Raw genomic sequence first — 21,076 nt, 5'->3', positions numbered from 1 at the left:
TATCCAGACTTATTGTCCGGGTGGAACCTTACATCTTGATACCTGTATTACTGATACTCTCAACAAATGCTCTCTGTGCAAAAAGATACAGAACAATGAGCGGAACGATGATCATAAGTGTTCCCGTTGCAAGAATACAGTTTGAATATGCTATTGAAATTGTTGTCTTTACACCATTTATTCTCTGAATATATGCTCCGAGACTGTCCACAATTCTTGAAAGACCAGTACTTATAAGCTTTGTGTTTCCAAGGAACATTCTTGAATAAAAACCATCTGTCCACTGCCAAACAAAGGCAAAGAGGAAACATGATGTAAGAATTGGTTTTGCCTGTGGAAGCATGATCCTTATAAAAGTCTTAAATGTTCCGCAGCCGTCTACATATGCAGCTTCTTCCAGATCTCCCGGAATATTTCTGAAGTACTGCCTTATCATGTAGATATAAAGACCATTCTTAAGTCCCATGCATCCAGCGCTCATAAGATAATATGGAAGTTTTGAACCCCTCAGGTTAATAGTCTGACCTGTTATGAGCTGTGAAAGTCCAAGTACATCAAAAAATCTGAAGTGCAGATGGAGTGAGCTGGCAATGGTCTGTGGTGGAATAAGGATTACCAGTATCACACATGCAAACCAGAATTTCTTTAAAGGAAATTCAAATCTTGCGAACCCATATCCAACCAGTGTGCACATTGCAATCTGAAGCGCTGCGATTGTAAGCGAAATAAGTGTTGAGTTTAAAAGCGCCTGCTTGAAGCTTATGAGCTCTGCTGCCAGTCTGTAGTTAGCTGTTGTAAAGTGCTCAGGGATCGAGATAACAACCGGATTATAAAGATCCTGCTCTGTCATGAAGCTGACAGATATTTTATTCAGGATCGGCTGAATGATCATGAAGCACATTCCAAAAAGAAGAATGAATCTTATAATGCTTACAGCTCTTTCTCCTATTACTTTTCTAAGCAGATATCCTCCGGACTGTTTGTTCCTCTCCCAAAAGCTCTGCTTTTCGTAGGCACTATTTGTTTTTACATTAGTCATAGTAGTAAACCCTCTTAGAAATAAAGAATGATGTTATTCCCACAAATGCAAGTACCAGGATGAAATAGATCCATGACATTGCTGAAGCATTTCCATATTGCTGCTGCTCGATCATTACCTTCTGGATCTTTTCGATTACTCCGTTATCTGATCTCATACAGAAATCAACAACTGTGTAGATCCAGTTAACAAGAAACAGTGAGCTTATCATTGGAAATGTTATCTTCCACAAACTCTCCCACTTTGTACATCCTTCTATATCAGCAGCTTCATACATACTTGATGAGATTGTCTGAAGACCTGATAAAAAGATAATGATCTGAATTCCGGAAGCAAGTGCCACATCATAAATGTTATCTATGACTTCAAATACCTGCTCGAAAGCTCTCACACCGACGCCTGTTGTTCTAAGTATTGATTCGAGAGCTCCTGTAATACTTACGCCCTCTGTTGTCTGCTCAATACTCTGTGCCAGGTTTGCCATGAGCTGATTGTTTGATTCGATTCCCACGATTACGCCGGATGAAAGGATAACAGGTAAAAAGAATATTGCTCTTACCAGGGCTCTTCCTTTAAATTTCTGATTCAGTACAAGTGCCACAAAGAAGCTGAATACTATTATCGCCAGTGAGTAAACCATCATTCTTGATAGTTCCTCCCACAAAAGCCTGTTGTATTCCGGGTCAACCCTGAACGCAAATATGTAATTGGTGATTCCTGAAAATGTCTTTGTAACCTTCCCTGCTGACAGATCAACATTACAAAAACTCATGTAACAGGATTCAAAAAGAGGTTTTATCATGAACAGCAAAAAACCAAGAATAAATGGTGATATGAAACAATATCCCGATATGGCTTTTCGCTTTTGTAAACCCGCCAGTTTTTTTGTCTGCTTACTCATAAAGGATGCCTTCCTTATCTCTTAACGATATAGTCTCTTGCCGGTACTTTTATGCCTTCATCTGTAGTAAAGTCGCTGTAACCATAATTGACGTATACTTGTGTTCCATCTGCATATTCTGTACATGAAACATCTGAATTTAAGTTCTTATGTCCAACCATTTCCTGATTGAATGTGTGTCCCAGTTCTGCATTGTATCTGTTGTAGATACCAAGCATCTTGTCTTTCCAGGAATCATATGTTGAACCATAGTAATCTGTGTACAGAGTTTTCTGAGTGGCAAAAGAGCTCTCTTCCATGAAGGAAAAGCACAGGCCTGCTCCATACTCAGCACTATATAAGACTTCGTTTTCAGCGTTACCGCAAATATTTATAGGATTACCTGTATAATCAACTCTTCCGTGTACTGCTATCTGGAAGAATGGAACACACTCATCAAGGATCGTGTATTCACTTCCTCTTAAGTCCATCTCGGTAACCATGGAACAGAAAGGAATTGCATAATCATTACCCATGTTTATCATGAGCTTTGATCCGCCATCTGCGTATCCTTTAAGCTGCTCAACCTGGAGGTTCTTTACAGCTTCTCTGCTGTAGGTCTTCTTTCTGGAGAAGTCAGACGAAAGATCCATTCCCAAATCTTCAAAGCAAGCACCTGCACCGAGACTGCTACTGCTCTTTACAAGCACATCTGACAACTTCTTTGAAAGATCCGTGTGAAGAAGGAAGTAGTTGTTATCTGTGTTTTCCCTCTGTGCATAAGTTACATGGCTGTAATTGTAAAGCTCAGCTCTTTCCTTACTTATGAATTTTGCTGCATCTCTAAAAGAGAAGAATCCATCGAGAAGGTTGCTGTCATATGCGTACTGTGTTACACCATTTAGATAAACTTCAGCTCCTTTTTCATTAGCAGAAGCTATCATGTTCTTTAAGTCTTTTTTGCTTCCAAGATCAGAAATTGTTTTTGTTTTCCTAAGTATCTTTTGCTGAACACCGCCGTTACACCAGCCAAGCATTTTTACTTTCATGTTTGAAACGCCGTTAGCACTAAGGTCTTCAACTATATTTTCTGCATCTTTATAACCTGTGAGTTTAAGTGGTCTTGATACAGGAACACCCACAACCTGCTTAACCTTGTCGATGGCTCCCACCATTTCAATAGCTACAGGAGTACTTGCATCACTAACAAGGTCCATATATCCTGCGTACTTGTCCTGGAGATACTTGCCATAGCACTTTGCCATGTCCACATAATCTCCTGAATTTACGAAGGTGTACCTCTGAGTCAGAGTCTCATCCGGCAACTCTCTTATATATTCATAAATATCTGAGTTAGCGATATCGCCTACATCATATTTTTCTCTCTGACAGATACTGTATTTTGCATTTACATAGTTGTAACTGTGGTTCTTTCCTGCTATGTCTGCCTGAATAGAAGCATATGGGCTTCCCTCTTCCAGGATGCAGATAAAAGAATCATTTCCTTCAGATACACCGTACACACCGTAATATGCTCTTGTGTTGTGTACTACAGCATCTCTTGAAAGGCACATATCCCAGCCATAAACGTTTGTGTAATAGCTGCTCTGTGAAGTCTTGCCGTTGTTGAAGTTAATTGTTGCTCCGCCACCTTCAGGAACAAACATAAATCCTTTATCGTTTGGACCGCCTGCTCCAAAATATGGAAGAGGAGTTATTGTATAGATAGGTGTTTCTTTGTCGTACTCAAGGTCTTTAAGTGGAACTTCTACCACCAGATCTTTTCCCTCGAGCTTGTAAACTACGCTGACATTGAACACTGGGTTTTCTGAAGTCTTAACTGAAAGATCAAGCTCTTTGTCCGCAAGGAAGTTCTCATATGTGTAACCAACTCCTGCAAACTTCTCTTCAATGGTCTTTTTCACGTTCTCTTTTGTTCCGCTTCTGAGAACGTAGATAACTTCATTTTCCATGCTTGGATAATTTGCTAAAAGCTCATCCTTGTTGTCTTTTGCTGTGAGCTTGTTGATGTCGTATTTCTTGTAGTACTGCTTAACAAGATCGGCTTCTTTTTTGTCCATCTTTGAAAGCCAGTCATTCATCTCTGTTTCAGTGATAACCGGCGGTACCACATATTCTTTTTCCACATTACCAAGGGAGTAGTTGACCCTTATCTCATTGTCCCCCGGAACGATCTCGTATATTCCGTTGTTTGTGCTATAGCCAAAAGTGCTGTAGGTTGTCTCAAGTCCCTGAGTTATGGAATATGACATAACAAGCGGGGACTGAAGGAATGTCTTTTGATCATCAAGGGCTGCTGTATCCTCTAAGACATCCGCAGGATTTGAGCGCCATACTTTTCCGGAATCCTTAACCTCAAGTTCAAAAGCTGTTGTCAAAGGATCCATTGTGAGTTTCAGTTCACCGTTGTCTACTACAACAGGTGTGTCATTTCCCTCAAAGGTATAGGGCTGAACCAGCTCTTTTTCCTCTACTGCAGGCTTGTAGTTAATAACAAATATGACCGCAATAACTATGATCAAAGCCAGAATAATTGAGGGCAAATGCTTTATTATAGTTGTCAGGAATGAACCTATATATATATATTTTGGTTTCTTATTTTCTGTCTTCAAATCCGTCACCTCTTGTTATTACTACATTCGGAACATCAATTCTTTTCCCAGGGAAATGAAATATGCAATTCCCTGAGCGACCATGCTAAAGAAGATCATCAGGATGAATATCATTACCAGCATTGCAAAAAGTGTTGCTACAACGAACAATAAGTTCTTGCCTGCGGAATACTCGTGGATCTGCCCCATTGCCGCTATTATCAAAAGAGCTGAATAAATTAATGATAATAAGCTTACAACCGAGTAGAATTCTGCTTCCTGAACTGTTACAAAGTTACTGAATATCATGAGCGGAAACTGTATCAGGACGTATGGAGTAAATGCGTAGCAGGTTGCCATGTAAACCTGTCCAAGTCTTCCTTTTCCATCGAACAGTGTTGTAAGTCCCCAGTTTCCAAGTACCCAGAGAGCAAGCGGAAAAACTACGCTTGCCAGATACATGAAGATATTTAAGTCTTCCCAGTAAACTTCCATAAACAGAAAGCTCGTATAGCGAAGCTTCAATATTCTTATGAGAAGCGCCAGCGCAAGTATGGTATTGGCTGCTGCATATGTGCCTCTCTTTTCATGAGTAAGATCCCAGAAGCCATCCAGAGGATGAGTCGTGCAGTAAAGTGCAAACTTGAGGGAATCTATATATTTTTCTTTTGGAGTAAGGTTTTCTCTAACATTTGCTATCATAGCTTCACCTGTTTTCTTCTACTTTGAATATGTCAGCATTATCAATCTGCCATTTGATGCTCTTTATCTTTCCTATGGTAAGAGGCACAAGGAAAAGTATGAGGATAATTGCTACTATCCATCCGATGTGAGCCTCAACCCACTCTTTTCTGTACTGCTTATAGGCCTTTGAGTAGTTCTCTCTGTCATACTTAAGCTCGAAATACTTCATGGCATCTTTATACTGTTCCTGACGAAGAAGCGCTCTTCCGATTCCGATATAGGCAAGGTCGTAATTGCCGTTCTGGTCCATGACCTGCTGCCAGTAATTACCTGAAGCCTCGTAATTGCCCTTATCAAATTCCTCTATTGCGCTATATACAAGGTTTCCAAATTCAGTAGGAACAAAAGATGTTATTGAGCAGTCAAGACTGTCTACTACGTAGAGCTCATGACCAATGTGCTCAATTGCTGATGGTCTTCTAAAGTAACCATCCATATTTCCGTTTCCGCCAAAGGCAAATACCATTCTGCCCTGATCGTCATATGCAAAGAGTCTTCCTCTGTTTCTGTCAAGGCACACATAGATGTCATTGTCCATAACTGTTACATCTGTGAGGATTGAAGGTCCTTCATATCCACCGCCGGATCCAAGATAAAGATCTCCGCCCACTGACCAGTTGCCATTGGAAACCAGAATATCGTCACCCATAAGGTTCAATTTTCTTACAGCGTTTTCATCAGATCTTGCCTGATCTTCCGTGCGGGCTTTTGTTGCATATATGAAACCTTCATAGTCCATGTAGATGTTTTCATACTCTGTAGGAACGAATGACTCAAGTTTTGCTCTCTGTTCCTGAGAAGCAAGTTTCTTCCATATATAATCTGTCCACTCAAAGCTAACAGGTGTCGCTCCTACAAATCCTGAGAAAGTACCGTCATTTTCGTACTTCACAAGACCTTTGTTTATCCCTGATGCGATACAGTAAACTCTCTCTGCCGTATCAACTACCAGTTTGTTTGGCTGAAAAACAAGTGAAGGATCAAGGGTATTATCTGTGGGTTTGATAAATTCCATCAGATAGTTGAAGTCCTTATCAACCTTCAGTATCCTTGCATTTCCCTGATCTGCTATGAAGATATTTCCATCTTCTGAAACTGAGATATCAGTGGGATTGTTAAAGGTTGCAGGTCCGCTTCCGCCTTTTATTGAATCTACAACTCTTACAACTTCAAGCTTCTCAGGTGATACTCTGTTTAATTCAATGATCCTGTTATTACCGGTATCGCACAGATAAAGGGAATTACCGTCAGCAAACAGTCCCTGAGGATTTTTTAGTTTGACATCAAGTCCAAGCTCTGAAGATGTGAGTACTTTGCTGACAGAATACAGATCAGGACTCTCCTGAACATCTCCCCAATAATCGTAGTTATATGTGTAGTGTTTCTCTTCTGCGCAGGCCGTAACAGGCTGTAAAAGCACAACTGATACACCAATGAATGCTGCTAAAGTTTTTATGAATAAATTCTTTTTACGCATATCGCCTTGACCTTTCGCTTTAATCTTTAAGACCTGAGCTAGCCATTGTCTCAAGGATCTGGCTCTCAGAGAATACAAAGATAATGATTGGAACGATCATAACAACCACAAGAACGGCTGCTCCCTGTCCTGTTCTTGCAATTCCTCCACTCTGGATCTGCTGAAGGGCATATACAAGAGTTTTTCTTTCTTCTGAATAGATATATGTTGATGCCTTGTTGTTCCAAAGAGCCTGAACCGAGAAGATAATAAGTGTCATCCACGCAGGCTTAACGTTTGGCATTACTATTCCTGAAAATACTTTCCACTCATTGGCACCGTCAATCTTGGCTGCTTCTATAAGTGATGTAGGAAGTCCTTCCATGAACTGCTTCATAAGGAAAAGACCCATTGGTGAAGCGAAGGCCGGGATGATAATTGACCAGTAAGTATCGATCCATCCAAGTTTATTCAGTATCAGGTAGTTAGGAATCTGTGTTACCCAACCTGTGAACATCATGGCTACTGTTACAAGTTTGAAAAATGCCTTGTTTCCGGGGAAATCATATTTCGCAAGAACGAAAGCTCCCATTGAGGCAATGATAAGGTGCCCTGCTGTTCCAACAAATGTAATAAAAACTGTGTTGAACAGGTATCTTGTAAATGTGACCCAGGATTTTCCCATTGTTACAAACAAATCTGAGAAGTTATCAAGCGTAGGATGCTGAGGAAAAATTCTCGGTGGGAATTTAAAAAGTTCATCCAGAGGCTTAAGTGCACTGCTGACTGCGTATATGATCGGAAAAGCCATGACTATGGCAACAAGTACAAGGAAAACGTAAAGTGCTATATCTCCTGCAATTGATCTGTTCGGTTTTCTTTTCTTAATTAGCTTCTTGCTCATATCAAGTTCCAACTCTCCTTAAAAGACTCTGGATTGCCTTGTTGCAAAGTATCATCATAAGGAACAATATTGTTGCTATTGCGCAGGCATAACCCATTTCAAATCTTGAAAAACCATAGTCAAACAAATGAGTAACAATTGTACGTGCAGCATAATCTGTACTTGGATATCCACAAAGAGCCATAGTCACATCTGCGACACCAAATGATGATGTGATGGACATAACTGCACCGAACATAAGCATTGGTTTCATGTTTGGAAGTGTGATATACCAAAGCTCCTGCCATCTGTTCTTTATTCCATCCATGTATCCTGCTTCGAACTGAGCTCTGTCTACGCCCTGAAGTCCGGCTACGAATGAAAGGAATCCTGTTCCCAAACTCATCCAGAGGATAACCAGCATACATATTGGAAGCATGTAATGTGGATCAATAAGCCAAAGCTTAGGACCATCAATGATTCCCACACTCATCAGGAAAGCGTTTACGTATCCGTAAGCATCTCCTCTAAAGAACACTGAGAAGATAACATAACAGTTACCTGCGATTGATGGCGCATAGAATACGATTACTGCTATACTTCTGATCCATCTTGGAAGCTCATTTATAAGCCATGCAAACAGGAAAGAAAGAATGTAGCCCAAAGGTCCTGTTATCAGTGCGATCATCAGTGTATTTTTTACACCGATCAGGAAAATGTCATCCTGGAGCACAAGGCTTATGTAGTTCTGAAGTCCGATAAATCTCGGTGGTTCAAGGATGTTGTAATATGTGAAGCTGTAGTAGATTGATGCAACTACAGGAAACACATAGAACATAGTGAACAATATTGCATATGGAGCAAGAAAGAGATAACACATCTTGCGGTTTTTGGCCTTTTTAAGTGCCACTGTAAAATTATGCTTTCGAAGCTTTATGTACTTCTGCAGATATTCCTTCATTGTCAGTTCTCCATCGGTTTTTGTTTTTATTCAACCGGCATACCAAACTCAATACGTTTCTTCTTGATCTCTTCATCAATCAGAATCGAGTAATCGATAATTGTCTCTCTGGAATCAACCTTATCGTTGATTACTTTTCTTATGGCATTTGAGATGTGTCTTCCTGTGAAATAGCCACCCGGAACTTCTCTGATACCAACTGTGTTGTCCCACTGCTCGCTCAAAACTTTGATATCGTCAGCGCTCCAGGAAAGATTCTCGAATGCATCTCTGTTTGCTGTTGCATATCTTGCAGATGAACCAAGGAGTGCCTCGATCTCTCTACCGAATCTTACCTGTGTATCAGCATTTGCCCACCACTTCATGAACTCCCATGAATTTTGTCTGAGCTCTTCATCCTCTGTTGCGATCATCATTGTTGCGCTTCCTGTGATGAAGTCTGATCTGTCGATATATTTTTTACCGTTTGCATCTACTCTCTCGGTTCCCGGGATCAATGTGAAGTCCCAGAGACCTCTTATTTCAGGAGCAGAAACCATAAGTGTGTTGTAGGTTGAATATGGTGCTACACCTATTGGCATTTCTCCTGCACGGAATCTGCTTACAAAGTCGTAGATAGTTGGGATTCCGTAGTCGTTAAAGTATCTTACGTAGTCATCGAATGCCTTTACTCCGGCTTCGGTATTAACTGTTGTCTTTGTTCCCGCCTCGTTGTACATGTCTCCGCCATACTGATAAAGTAGTGAGAAGTACATTGAAAGGTCAGGCACATTTGACATGATCGATGTTGACGCTGCTGCAGCTCCGCTACTTCCTGCCGCTGTAGGAATACCTATTGAAAGGTTATTTCCCTGAATCGTAGGAAGCATCTCGATCAGCTCTTTCCATGTCTGTGGTGTTTCAAGCTCAAGCTCTTCCAGTACATCTTTTCTATAGAACATTACGTTGAAGCCCTGTGTCTCCGGGATACCATAAATATGTCCGTCAAGTCTGTACTGTTCATATGAGCTCTCTGAATAGTGAGATAAAACTTCTTCCCATCCATCAAACTGTGTTATATCCTCTGCTGCACCTCTGAGGGCGTAGTTTACAGGCTGATCGGCACCAACTGATAAAACTACGTTTGGTCCTCGTCCTGCAAGTACTGCATTAAGAAGTGCTCCGGGATCTACAATCTCTACGTTTACCTTTACTCCTGAATTTGGAGTAAAATCATCATCAACCATGGACTTAAGGATTGTTCCCTGGTCTCTACCTGTGAGTACCCAAACCTTAACTACTTTGTCGCTTGAGTTCTCATCGTAAACATCACCAACTGAGTTATAGTCCACAAAGAATGATGCGATAAAAGACTTTATCTCATGGCCTGCTTTAGTAAAGAAGTTGGCCTTGTCTTTTTTCACCTTAGCATCCGTTCCTGAAATCACCAGGTAATCCACATCAAGCTTTGTCTCACTCATCTTAAGAGATGCTGTACCAAGAGATGTTATGTTGTCCTTGAATGTAACAAACTCTGTTGTGATCTTTTGAGGCTTTTCTATAAATCTTTCAAGCTGCTGCGCGATAGTCTGCGCTGTTGCGATGTTATCCGCTTTCTGTCCGGAGTAAGCAACCATATCATCGACGATCTTGTAAAGTCTTTTTGCCTCAAGATCCATGGCTTTCATAATTTCCGGATAAGTTGTATCAATGTGATAATCTCTGTACACATCAGGTCTTGCACCTGTGTATACCAGAATTCTTCTGTATATCTGATTCAGTCTGTAAGTTGAATCTTCCATTTCCTCAAGGATTGCACCCATACCGCCAAGAGTTGCCTCAAGTCTTACAGTATGTGTTCCTTTTGTCAGATAAAACTCATATGGATTTCCATCTCCATCCGAGAGAGTAATGCAATCCCAATCGTTGCTGTAGCCAAAAGAGATTTCTTCAAGTTCTTTAAATGGAACCTTTCCATCTATGAGTACGCTTCTATTTGATACAGAGCCTCTTGCATAGTTCTGTCTTGCCTTGACTGTGATGTTGTAATACCCATCTTCGGGAACTTCAAAGTTCCATTCGATCCACTGTCCGGAAGCTCTCCAGGCCTCACCACCAACGTAGTTAAGAACTGTTGTTGTAACACTGTTTGGAACTGTTGTAGGTGATGATCTGTCATATTTTGCATAAAGTGAAGATTCTGACCTTAATGTTGAATCCTCGCCCTGAACTACTTCAAGATAAGTTTTTGCAGCTTCTGTTCCTTCACTGCCCTGATTGCTTGCGATATACTGCTCGTAGCTTGGTGTTTCTTTTACTCCGCAAAGCTCAACCCTTGAAAGGACCATAGGCTCATTGTCTGCCACGAATGTAAGAGTGTTATCGCCCTTTTCGAAGTAGAACACATAAGGCTCTGCCACAAATCCCATATCATCTCTGAAGAATGCGCTCTGCCAATCGAAGTACTCAACCTGTCTTGGGCGGATCTCATTACCCTGGTTATCAATCTTTTTCTCTCCACCATCCATCCACATTCTGGTAAAAGAAATGTTTCTTGCATCTTCAAATGGAATCTCACCGTTTACCAAAACAGTTCTCTCTGCAGGAACGCCTCTGGATTCCGGTATGTAGTAGTCGATATCTATCTGATACATTCCGGCCGTTGGAACATTTACGTTCCATGTGATTTCGGAACCGGTTCCTGTGAAAACGCCATCTCTTGATGCAACTGATTCTTTGTGCACCTCACCTGTTGACTGATAATCAAAAAGGCTGACTTCCACATTTTCCTGTGGATAAGCATCTTTTGCATGTTCATTTATATATCCGGTGTAGGCACCAACTCTTTCCATGCCTTCAATTTCTTCGGTAAGATCGGCATCTGCATATTTGGCACTGAAGTCTTCGATCTTTCTGCTTGAAAGACCAATGCATATGCATACTATAACTGCCAGGATTCCCACAACTATTAAAACTTTTTTAAGTGTTTTGTTCATGTTTTTAGTCCCTATTTTTACAGTTATTATTCTTGAGCAAATACCCAGAAAGCCGGCTTAGGCTCGTAATTTCCATCAAAAAGCAATGGGCATTGTTTTTGCTCTTTATTGCTTCCACCGCCTACATTTGATCTGAACTGAAGCCATGAAAGCGTATCTATTGTTCCCCAGAAAGTCATGCCTGTTATGTTCACACCTGAGTTCTTGGCAGATTGAAGAGAATAATACATGAGGTTGTAGATCTTTCTTTGTTTCTCATACTCTTCTTCCATAGCTTCAGGGCTTCCATCATAACCATCTGTAGCTCTTAAATCCCACTCTGTAACCTGAACTGCTCCTACGACTTTTCCATAAGCTTTTATTGATGTTTCCATCTCGGCTGCTGAAGGGCCTTCCATACTGTAATGTCCCTGCATTCCCATGGCTGAGATTCTTGTTCCTTCGCCCGGAGCTCCTTCATTTTCCTTTAGCTTCTCAAGGAGTTTGATGATTCCTTCTCTCTTTTTGGCATCGCATTCGTTATAGTCGTTGTAGTAAAGCTCAAGGTCGGCAGGTGCATATTTGTTGGCATATTTAAAGGCATTTATTATGAAGTCTTCATTCTGATATACATGCCACCAGCTTGAATTGCCGCCGTGTCTGTCTTCCAAAAGATCCTCTTCAGGTCTTTCTGTATCGGTTCTGTAAGTTCCGGTTGAATCTGACACTGCTTCGTTTACTACGTCCCATCCATAGAAAAGATCTTTGTAAGGACTGCCTTCGCCTGTGAAATGTGTAAGGACTTCTCTTATGTACCACTCAAGTCTTTTGTCCATTTCTTCGGCTGTCACATAATCTTTTGTCTTGTCGTAGTCCACATGGAAGAACCACTCCGGTGTCTGTGAATGCCACAAAAGTACATGGCCTCTAACCTTTATCTGTCTGTCAGGATTTGCTTCGTTCCATTTAAGGATCTTGTTCAGGATCTTTTCAGGATTCGTGTAATTAAGAACGGGAACTGTAATTGTTTCGCCGTTTAGTTCTGCCTCTTTTGTTCCCGGACATTTACTTACGCTATATCCAAAAAGCGAATCGGGTTTTAATTCATTTCCAAGGGTAACTGCATTAAAGTGAGTTGTTACCAGATCCCAAAGTTTTGAGTCCCAGGGTTCTTTTCCGGTTATGGCACATCCGATCCGGCATCCCATCTTTTTTTCTACAGCATCACGAAGTGCCGGTATTTCTTTTACCACATCTTGCTTTTCTGTACTCATCTGTGTACTTCCTTCTATATTCGTATCTTCTTTTGCAGATGCTTCTGTATTTGATACTTCTTGTGTCTGTGCTTCCGCACCTGACTCTGTATTTGATTCTATGTTGGATTCTATGCCGGATTCTGCTGAAGATGCAGCTACATTGCTCGCGCTGCCGCAGGCTGATGTTGACACCACTACAGCTGCCAGAGCCATCACTGCCAGATATTTCCCCTTAACCATCAACTTTCCTCCCCGCTTTCTAGTAATCACTTTTTGCTAAAACATATTAAAGTTGACAATGTATAGCATATAGGCTACAGGCCTGACTTGCTTACCAGTTGTTGCCAGACGACATTCAGATATTGCGATTAGGTGACAGAAATTGCCCCTTATTTTTTGTGCATTTTCCACAATTGGCATAGGGATGTTCTAGAATGTATTATCTAATATGAGCAGAAAAGAATAGAGAATAGCAATTTTTGAGAAGTTTTACTAGTCACAAGATGTTATCATAATTTATGAATTATTCGTAAAATAGTATCTGAAATAAGAGAGGTTACAGCTATGCCACCTAGGAAAGACCCAGCCGTTAAGCTTGAATATTATCAACAGAATACCGATTACAAAACACGAGTAATGGTCAACAATGTTGAAAAACAGATTTTTCCAAAAGATAGTGCGCTTCGTATCTGGTACAACGAACTTTCATGCGACTATTCATCTCATTGGCACAATGCTTTGGAGATCATCTCTCCCATTGAGAATTATTATGATGTTGAGATTGATGGCGTTTCACACCATGTAATGCCCGGCGAGATCATTATCGTCCCTCCCAGAAAATCTCACGCTCTTCATGCGCCCAAGACAGGCTGCAGATATGTATGCCTTTTTGACATTGACTTTTTTTCATCACTTCGAGGCTACACAAGCCTTATTCAGCTGCTTCAGGAATGCATTCACATCACACCTGAAAACTATGCACCTATTTATAATGAAATATATGACAGCTTTTCTCTGATCTGGCAGGAATACTTCCAGAAAACAGAATTCTATGAGTTCTCGATTTATTCACACCTCTTCCAGATCATGACAATGCTTTCAAGATATCACCTCAGTAAGATCAATCTCTTTACCGAGAGCACTCCTGTTAAGAGGAATGAGTATTTTGAAAAACTCAATTCTGTTATCGACTATATTGATAACAATTATGTATATGACATTACCCTTGAAGATGCTGCTGCCCTCAGCGGCTTTTCAAAGTTCCATTTTTCAAGGCTCTTCAAAGAATACATGAACTGCACCTTCTATGACTACCTGATAAATCAGAGAATCAAGGCCACAGAAGTTCTTTTGACCGATGATCGTCTCTCAATTACGGACATTGCGCTGCAGGCAGGGTTTTCAAGTATTTCTACCTTTAACAGGACCTTCAAGCAAAAGAAGGGCTGCACTCCTGGCGAGTACCGTGCCCTCTACTCCGGCGGCCTCGGCCGAGAACGCGGAGATGTAAGAGCTAAATAAAACACTTGGCAAATCACAAGATTATAGTGTATTTGCGTGAAAGGACACGCCCACTCAAACTTATATCCAAATCCCCACTGGGTAATACATCATTTTTCCAGAGTTTTACCCGTGCTATTCTATCATTCATGGGTAAAAAAACAATTATCAGCCTTTTTACCCGAACCGTTAAGCTGAACATCGGGTAAAAAAGCCATCTTTATACTATTTACCCAAGCGCATCAATTATTCTCGGGTAAATGTCGTACATTTATAATTTTTACCCATGCCCTTCTTTAAACAGTGGGTAAAAATGTCTACTTTTTGTATCTTACCCGCAAGGTTTATAATATCATGCTTAGTGGTAATATCTTCTTTATGATTCCAGATACATATTCTATTACCTAATGAACTTCCTTATTATTCTGCATACACATTCCTATTGCTTAAAGAACTTCTTTTGATATTAGGAGTCACTTAACAAACTCATAAGAGTACACCTGATATCCTTCACCTTCAAACACGAAGAATACATTGTGTTTACCAGTTATTTTTTCATCAAAATCATAATGAACTACTACAGGCTCTTTTGAATCTACTGATACAGGAATAGCAGCAATTTCATCAGATGATGGGGTGTCAAGGCAGATTCTTATAGAGCCCTTTCCACTTCCAAGTACTTTAACGTCAACTGCGCTTGCACCGCCATTTCCAAAATCCACTCCAGAAAAGCTTGTCCAGGATCCGTCCTGAATTCCTGTAAGGACCATCTCTCCTGAACCATACTTTTTGGCAACTTCGCCATACTGGGTAGTCTTGATATCAGCGCAGTTGCTCATGGTTACTGCAGGAATTTCTTTATATGGATCAAAGGCTTTTGTCTGCTCAACGCCATGTCTTGTGCCTATGCTGGCTGTTGGCTCAAGGTCTCCGCCCAGCATCAGACTGTCGATATTTGTGCTTCTGTATCCCTGAAGGATTCCCATTTCTTTTTCAAGAATTCTTGAATGATATGTGATATACCACTGTCCGTCAAATTCAAACATACAGTGATGGTTGTTTCCACCCTGACCAAAGAACACCTGAGGATTCTTAAGAACGGCGTGGGCCGGTTCAAAAGGTCCCATAGGAGAATCTGACTTCATTGTCACTATTTCTCCCTGTGAGAAGCCAAGTTCAGACTCTGCTCCTGCAGGTACATCAAAGTTTGAGCAATATGAATAATAGTAAGCACCGCCAATTTTGTTTATTCCTGAATCTTCAAAAAGATATGGAACATTCTCGATAGGCTTTGGATCACCATCAAGGCTTATCATGTCTTTTCCTAGTTTTGCAACTCTTGCTGTTCCCGGATTTGAAGCTTTTTCCTTACAAGGAACTCCGCCGCCAAAATAAATATAGGCTTCTCCGTCATCGTCCATAAGTACAGCAGGATCAAATAGCCATGTTACTTCCGCGCATGTAGGTGTATCTCTTGAAATCAGTGGGCCATTTAAAGGATCTGTAAATGGTCCAACCGGGCTGTCTGCTGTGAGAACAGCGATTCCGTTTCCATTATTAGCAAAATATAAAAAGAACTTATCCTTGCCATCTATTTTCTTGTAAGCTGCTGCGGGCGCCCATGAATTAGCTCCCCAGGAAGCTGCTCCGTTTGTTCCTGCAGCATAAATAGTCCCATGGTCTGTCCAGTTAACAAGGTCCTCTGAAGACACCACATTAATTGTATTTATATTGCTATAAGTATTCTCTTTTACTGTTCCATCAGCATTGTAAGAAGGCTTATCTCCTGTCATGTAGATATAGACTCTATCACCATAAACAAGGGCATATGGATCTGCCCCAAATCTCTGTACCATAATTGGATTGTGTTCTGTAATCTTCTTGTAGCTTTTCATAATCTCCACTCTATCTAATACTTCCATCGAAATTTCCCCCGCCATCTCAGCATTCGCGAAAGATGGCATCTCTCCCTCATAATATCCACAACCTCCAAGAAGCAATAGCGCAAAAGTAGCAATAATTAGGTGTATAAGAGGATTCCCGGTTTTTATCGATTTAAACCAATGCATAGCCATGCCCCATTGCTTCTTTAGAGTTTGTCAAAAGAAAATATATCGAATTTTACAGGTTCAAAACCACCAAAAAGTTGCTGATTTTGTTTCAGTAATTGCGGAAGTCCCCAATTTAGCAAGCTTTACGCAGTGTGTAGCAATATTTGATTGGAAGGCCAGGCTGAAAAAATAGAAAATTACGGTAGGGTATAAACATTATTATTATGTATTGGGGAGATTATAAAATGCTTAGAAAAACACGCGTAGAAAACGGGCTTGTTAATGGCCTTCCGGGCAATGATCCGAGGGTAACTGTTTACCGAGGCATTCCTTTTGCTGAAGCACCTATTGGGGAGAATCGTTTCAAGGCTCCACAGCCATGTAAAGACTGGGAGGAACCTCTTGATGCTTTTGAATTTGGGCCGATCTCATATCAGGATACTCCCGGAACCGGAGATGGACTCTATGACAGAGAATGGCATGTGGATCCTGAAATTGCCAAGTCAGAGGACTGCCTGTATTTAAATATCTGGACACCAGCCAAAAGAGCTGATGAGAAACTTCCTGTTTTAGTATGGTACTACGGCGGCGGTTTTCAGTGGGGTTACACCGCTGAAATGGAATTTAACGGAGAAGCTCTTGCAAGAAAAGGAATCGTTGTTGTCAGCATAGCCTACAGACTTGGATGCTTTGGATTTTTGGCTCACAAGGAGATAACAAAAGAAAATCCTGATGCACCTGCAAACTTTGGTCTTCTTGACCAGAAGGCAGGTCTCCACTGGGTTAGCAGAAACATTGCCGCTTTTGGCGGAGATCCTTCAAAGATCACAATAGCAGGACAGTCTGCCGGCGGATCAAGCGTTATGCACCAGCTTACTCACGATGGTAACCGTGACATTATTAAGGGCGCTGCCATTTTTAGCGGTATTATCAGACATGTAAACGCAGAAGATGATATATTCAGGCCTCTTAACCTTGAGCAGGCCGAGGACCTTGGCGAAAAATTCTTTGAATCTCTCGGCGTAAAAAATCTTGAAGAAGCAAGAAAGCTTACTTCCAAGGAACTTCTTGATGGCTATAACAAATTTATCAAAGACCATCCCAGAATGTATCCGATTGTAGATGGCAAGTTCTGTACAGGGGACCCTGTTGAGAGATTTGTAAAAAGAGATTGCGCAGACGTTCCTGTTATCTCAGGAAACACTGCAGATGAATTTACAATTGACGGAATCAGTATGGTTGAGTCCTCTGTAAAGAGCGCATTTACTGATGCAAATAAAAATGATGCAGGTCAGAAGTTCTACTACTACAGATTTAATCCGGATATTCCGGGGGATGGTCACAAGGGCGATGCTTATCCCGGAACCTTCCATTCATGCGATCTATGGTTCTTCTTTGACACGCTTGGAATGTGCCACAGACCTTACAAGGGAAGACATTTTGATCTGGCAGACCAGATGAGCAGCTATTTTGCAAACTTTGTAAAGACAGGTGATCCTAACGGCGAAGATTTGCCGACCTGGGAGCCTTATAAGACCTCATCTCCTCACGAGATGGAGTTTCTTGGCAGAGGCGCTACGCCTAAATTTGAGGGCGGTATAAGACAGAACAGCCGCAATCAGGCAGTAAATCCCTATCTTCCATCATGGGAATATATCCCGGACGGAGAGCCTTACGTATTTGGCGACAGAGTTTACGTATATGGATCACACGATCTGTATCAGGGCGAAACCTTCTGCCTCGGCGATTATGTATGCTGGTCAGCACCTATGAAAGACCTTGGCAACTGGAAATACGAGGGTGTGATCTATCCAAAGACAGCTGATCCACTTAACCCTGACGGACATATGTGCCTCTATGCACCTGACGTCACAGTGGGTCCTGATGGAAGATATTATCTCTACTATGTACTTGATAAAGTCTGCGTTGTATCTGTTGCTGTCAGCGACACTCCTGTTGGACCTTTTGAGTTCTACGGATACGTGCACTATGAAGATGGTACAAAGCTTGGCGACAAGGAAGGCGATGAGCCACAGTTTGACCCGGGCGTATTAACTGAAGGGGATGATACATATCTTTTCACAGGCTTCTGCGGACAGGGCGATAAGTCAAGACATGGCGCTATGCTCACAGTTCTTGATAAAGACATGCTTACAATTAAAAAAGCTCCTGAGTTTATTGCTCCCGGCAATTGCTACAGCGAAGGTACAGGCTTTGAAAAACACGCTTTCTTTGAGGCACCTTCTATCAGAAAGCATGATGACACCTACTATTTTGTTTACTCCTCAGAAGTAATGCATGAGCTCTGCTATGCTACTTCAAAGAGCATCTACGGACCATACACCTACGGCGGTGTTATCGTAAGTAACTGCGATCTTCATATCGACAGCTATAAAAAGGCTGACGAAGCTACAGCTTATGGTGCCAACAACCACGGAAGCATTGTGGAGATTGACGGTGATTGGTATATCTTTTACCACAGACACACAAATGGAACCTGGTTCAGCAGACAGGGCTGCGCTGAAAAGATTCATTTTGAAAGCGACGGATCCATCAAGCAGGTTGAGATCACTTCCTGCGGACTTAACGGCGGACCACTTTCTGATGTTGGCGAATATCCGTCATATATTGCTTGTAACATATTCACTAATGACCATAAAATATATGTTGAAGCAAGCGCCCCAAGAGTTGTACAGGAAGGCGGCGACAACACACCAAACAATGGCTACATCAAGGATATCGTGGATGGCACAACCATTGGATTTAAGTATTTTGAGTTAAAGGATGCAACAGGTCTTCGCATTAAGACCCGAGCATATTTTAACGGTACATTTGAAGTAAGAACATCTCTGGATGGAGAACCTATATGCAGTATCAGTGCTCATGGTTCAAATATCTGGACAGCTTTTGAAAGCTCTTTTGCCAAGATAAGCGGAACATATCCGCTCTATCTCACATACAATGGCACAGGAAATTGTTCACTTGCTTCTATAGAAATTTTGCATTCTTGAATCAAAAATTCAAGAATGTAGAAATATATTCATTGATCTACAAGGAGTTTGTTATGAAAAGAAAGAAATTATTGACCTTACCTCTTATTCTTGCTCTTTTGACAGGGTGCGGGGCGCCTGCTGCTCAGCCAGCTTCCGGAAATGCAGGTAATGAAGCTGCCAGCAATGGTGCGGAAACTGCCACTGAGCAGGCATCAGTAGAATCCTCAGATGCAGCGGCATCTACTACTGAAGTAAGTGCGAATGCGGCAAACGACGCTTCTACAGAGGCAAGCAGCGAATCAACAGCCGACGATGTTACTGCAAAACCAGAACCGGCAAAGGACAAATACGATATGAGAGATATCACACCAACAGATCTTGTCGCAGAGATGAAAACCGGATGGAACCTGGGAAACACATTCGATTCCTTCGGAACATCAGGAGTTGAGGCCGAGACCTATTGGGGCAATCCCAAAACAACCAAAGAGATGATTGACGCAGTTAACGAAAAAGGCTTTGACTGCATAAGAATCCCTGTGACATGGGCTGACCATTTAGGCGCAGCACCTGACTATACCATCGATGAAGCCTGGTTTGACAGGGTTGAAGAAGTTGTAAATTATGCTCTTGATGACAATATGTACGTTATCATCAATTCTCACCACGAAGAGGAATGGAGAATTCCTGATGATGCCCACATCGATGCCGTAGATGAAGAAGTAAAAGCTATCTGGGTTCAGATTGCAAACAGATTTGAAAAATATGGCGACCACCTCATTTTTGAAGGCTTAAACGAGCCCCGAGTAAAGGGAGGCACAAACGAATGGAGCGGAGGAACAGGTGAAGGCAGAAAGTGCCTGGACAGACTTAATCAGACTTTTGTAGATGCTGTTCGTTCAACAGGTGGAAACAATGAAAAGAGACTTGTTCTCATTACAAGTTTTGCATCATCCCATGTTATTCCTACTATTGGAAGCATGAAGATTCCTGAGGATGACCATCTTGCTGTTTCTATCCATGCGTATACACCTTACGACTTTACTTACTCTGCATCCGGTAATTCCTATGACACATGGGATGGTTCCCACAAAGGAGATATTGCCGGTGTAATGCAGGATCTTCAGAGAATCTTTGGAGTTAAAGGTATCCCGGTACTCCTTACAGAGTATGGCGCCGAAGACAAAAATGGAAACTCCCAGGAAGTCTGCAACTGGGTTACAGAGTATCTTACAAGAGCAAAAAAAGTTGGCATCCCATGCTTCTGGTGGGACAACGGTCTCTTCGAATCAGGCAATGAGCACTTCGCTATCTTTAACAGAAATGACTGCTCCTGGTACAGAGAAGACGTTGCAGACGCCATAATGGCTGTATACAACGAAGAAAAATAAATGGACCTTGGGAATGGACCATGGGGACGTCCCCAATGTCATTTAGTTAAGGAAATTCATATATACTTTCATATCAAAAACATTATTGCAAAAGAAAAAGTGATTCTACAAAGAACGTAAGAATCACTTTTTTATTTGAAAATTTTTAAATTAGGGCTTGACACAGGCCTCAAAAAGTGCGGCCGCCTTTGCTAAAGAAGCTTTAGCAAAGGCGGCCCCTTAAATCAAAGGTATCCGACCACACATTGATTTAAGGAGGCACTCATGAAAGCATCATACATCAAAAAGAAGTTTTTTGAAACTATTGATTCTATTGTTGCGGATCCATCACCGTTTGTAAAAAGACCTGGTTCTGATTT

General features: G+C 41.4%; 13 protein-coding genes. 3 read left to right on the top strand and 10 right to left on the bottom strand.

Annotated features, from left to right (window positions below; genetic code table 11):
• Positions 1-28: 28 nt before the first annotated feature.
• Genes C4S54_RS02455 through C4S54_RS02415 form a run of 9 tightly spaced genes read right to left on the bottom strand, consistent with a single transcriptional unit; the run spans position 29 to position 13,025 of the window.
• The gene (locus C4S54_RS02455; protein WP_103868118.1) at positions 29-1,039 is read right to left on the bottom strand and encodes a carbohydrate ABC transporter permease; all 1,011 of its coding nucleotides are present in this window, start codon (positions 1,037-1,039) and stop codon (positions 29-31) included.
• The gene (locus C4S54_RS02450; RefSeq protein ID WP_103868117.1) at positions 1,032-1,940 is read right to left on the bottom strand and encodes a carbohydrate ABC transporter permease; all 909 of its coding nucleotides are present in this window, start codon (positions 1,938-1,940) and stop codon (positions 1,032-1,034) included. The genes C4S54_RS02455 and C4S54_RS02450 overlap by 8 nt, the downstream gene beginning before the upstream one ends.
• A gap of 14 nt (positions 1,941-1,954) precedes the next feature.
• On the bottom strand, positions 1,955-4,552 hold the full coding sequence (locus tag C4S54_RS02445; protein ID WP_103868116.1) for a DUF5696 domain-containing protein: 2,598 nt from the start codon (positions 4,550-4,552) through the stop codon (positions 1,955-1,957).
• Positions 4,553-4,573: 21 nt separating this feature from the next.
• A complete protein-coding gene (locus C4S54_RS02440; RefSeq protein ID WP_103868115.1) occupies positions 4,574-5,233 on the bottom strand; it encodes a Yip1 family protein in 660 nt (219 codons plus the stop codon).
• 4 nt (positions 5,234-5,237) lie between these two features.
• On the bottom strand, positions 5,238-6,752 hold the full coding sequence (locus C4S54_RS02435; protein WP_103868114.1) for a hypothetical protein: 1,515 nt from the start codon (positions 6,750-6,752) through the stop codon (positions 5,238-5,240).
• A gap of 19 nt (positions 6,753-6,771) precedes the next feature.
• Complete coding sequence (locus tag C4S54_RS02430) at positions 6,772-7,635, bottom strand: carbohydrate ABC transporter permease (protein WP_022772462.1); 864 nt, start codon at positions 7,633-7,635, stop codon at positions 6,772-6,774.
• Between the two features lies 1 nt (position 7,636).
• Positions 7,637-8,575 carry a carbohydrate ABC transporter permease gene (locus tag C4S54_RS02425; protein WP_022772464.1) on the bottom strand — a complete coding sequence of 313 codons (939 nt, stop codon included), beginning with the start codon at positions 8,573-8,575 and terminating at the stop codon, positions 7,637-7,639.
• Between the two features lie 26 nt (positions 8,576-8,601).
• A complete protein-coding gene (locus C4S54_RS02420; RefSeq protein ID WP_103868113.1) occupies positions 8,602-11,550 on the bottom strand; it encodes an extracellular solute-binding protein in 2,949 nt (982 codons plus the stop codon).
• A 26-nt stretch (positions 11,551-11,576) separates the two neighbouring features.
• Complete coding sequence (locus C4S54_RS02415) at positions 11,577-13,025, bottom strand: endo-1,4-beta-xylanase (RefSeq protein ID WP_103868112.1); 1,449 nt, start codon at positions 13,023-13,025, stop codon at positions 11,577-11,579.
• Positions 13,026-13,349: 324 nt separating this feature from the next.
• Between C4S54_RS02415 and C4S54_RS02410 the strand changes: the two genes are divergently transcribed.
• Positions 13,350-14,306: a helix-turn-helix transcriptional regulator gene (locus C4S54_RS02410; RefSeq protein ID WP_103868111.1), complete on the top strand. Its 957-nt coding sequence runs from the start codon at positions 13,350-13,352 to the stop codon at positions 14,304-14,306.
• Positions 14,307-14,758: 452 nt separating this feature from the next.
• Here C4S54_RS02410 and C4S54_RS02405 read toward each other — a convergent pair whose 3' ends face one another.
• Positions 14,759-16,207: a glycoside hydrolase family 43 protein gene (locus C4S54_RS02405; RefSeq protein WP_242973722.1), complete on the bottom strand. Its 1,449-nt coding sequence runs from the start codon at positions 16,205-16,207 to the stop codon at positions 14,759-14,761.
• Between the two features lie 374 nt (positions 16,208-16,581).
• Between C4S54_RS02405 and C4S54_RS16365 the strand changes: the two genes are divergently transcribed.
• Both C4S54_RS16365 and C4S54_RS02395 read left to right on the top strand, forming a co-directional pair.
• The gene (locus C4S54_RS16365) at positions 16,582-19,347 is read left to right on the top strand and encodes a carboxylesterase family protein (protein ID WP_160110652.1); all 2,766 of its coding nucleotides are present in this window, start codon (positions 16,582-16,584) and stop codon (positions 19,345-19,347) included.
• Between the two features lie 53 nt (positions 19,348-19,400).
• Positions 19,401-20,717 (top strand): glycoside hydrolase family 5 protein, encoded by a 1,317-nt coding sequence (locus tag C4S54_RS02395; protein WP_103868109.1) that lies wholly within the window; start codon positions 19,401-19,403, stop codon positions 20,715-20,717.
• Positions 20,718-21,076 lie beyond the last annotated feature (359 nt).

The sequence above is a fragment of the Butyrivibrio sp. Su6 genome (genome assembly GCF_900108105.1).
Lineage (GTDB): Bacteria > Bacillota > Clostridia > Lachnospirales > Lachnospiraceae > Butyrivibrio.
Note: the sequence above shows the minus strand (reverse complement) of the source record. Positions and strands in the feature narration are given on the sequence as shown.

Coding starts and splice junctions, on each gene's coding strand:
- C4S54_RS02455 (WP_103868118.1), bottom strand. CDS start 1,039: ATGACTAATGTAAAAACAAATAGTGCCTACGAAAAGCAGAGCTTTTGG.
- C4S54_RS02450 (WP_103868117.1), bottom strand. CDS start 1,940: ATGAGTAAGCAGACAAAAAAACTGGCGGGTTTACAAAAGCGAAAAGCC.
- C4S54_RS02440 (WP_103868115.1), bottom strand. CDS start 5,233: ATGATAGCAAATGTTAGAGAAAACCTTACTCCAAAAGAAAAATATATA.
- C4S54_RS02435 (WP_103868114.1), bottom strand. CDS start 6,752: ATGCGTAAAAAGAATTTATTCATAAAAACTTTAGCAGCATTCATTGGT.
- C4S54_RS02430 (WP_022772462.1), bottom strand. CDS start 7,635: ATGAGCAAGAAGCTAATTAAGAAAAGAAAACCGAACAGATCAATTGCA.
- C4S54_RS02425 (WP_022772464.1), bottom strand. CDS start 8,575: ATGAAGGAATATCTGCAGAAGTACATAAAGCTTCGAAAGCATAATTTT.
- C4S54_RS02420 (WP_103868113.1), bottom strand. CDS start 11,550: ATGAACAAAACACTTAAAAAAGTTTTAATAGTTGTGGGAATCCTGGCA.
- C4S54_RS02415 (WP_103868112.1), bottom strand. CDS start 13,025: ATGGTTAAGGGGAAATATCTGGCAGTGATGGCTCTGGCAGCTGTAGTG.
- C4S54_RS02410 (WP_103868111.1), top strand. CDS start 13,350: ATGCCACCTAGGAAAGACCCAGCCGTTAAGCTTGAATATTATCAACAG.
- C4S54_RS02405 (WP_242973722.1), bottom strand. CDS start 16,207: ATGGAAGTATTAGATAGAGTGGAGATTATGAAAAGCTACAAGAAGATT.
- C4S54_RS16365 (WP_160110652.1), top strand. CDS start 16,582: ATGCTTAGAAAAACACGCGTAGAAAACGGGCTTGTTAATGGCCTTCCG.
- C4S54_RS02395 (WP_103868109.1), top strand. CDS start 19,401: ATGAAAAGAAAGAAATTATTGACCTTACCTCTTATTCTTGCTCTTTTG.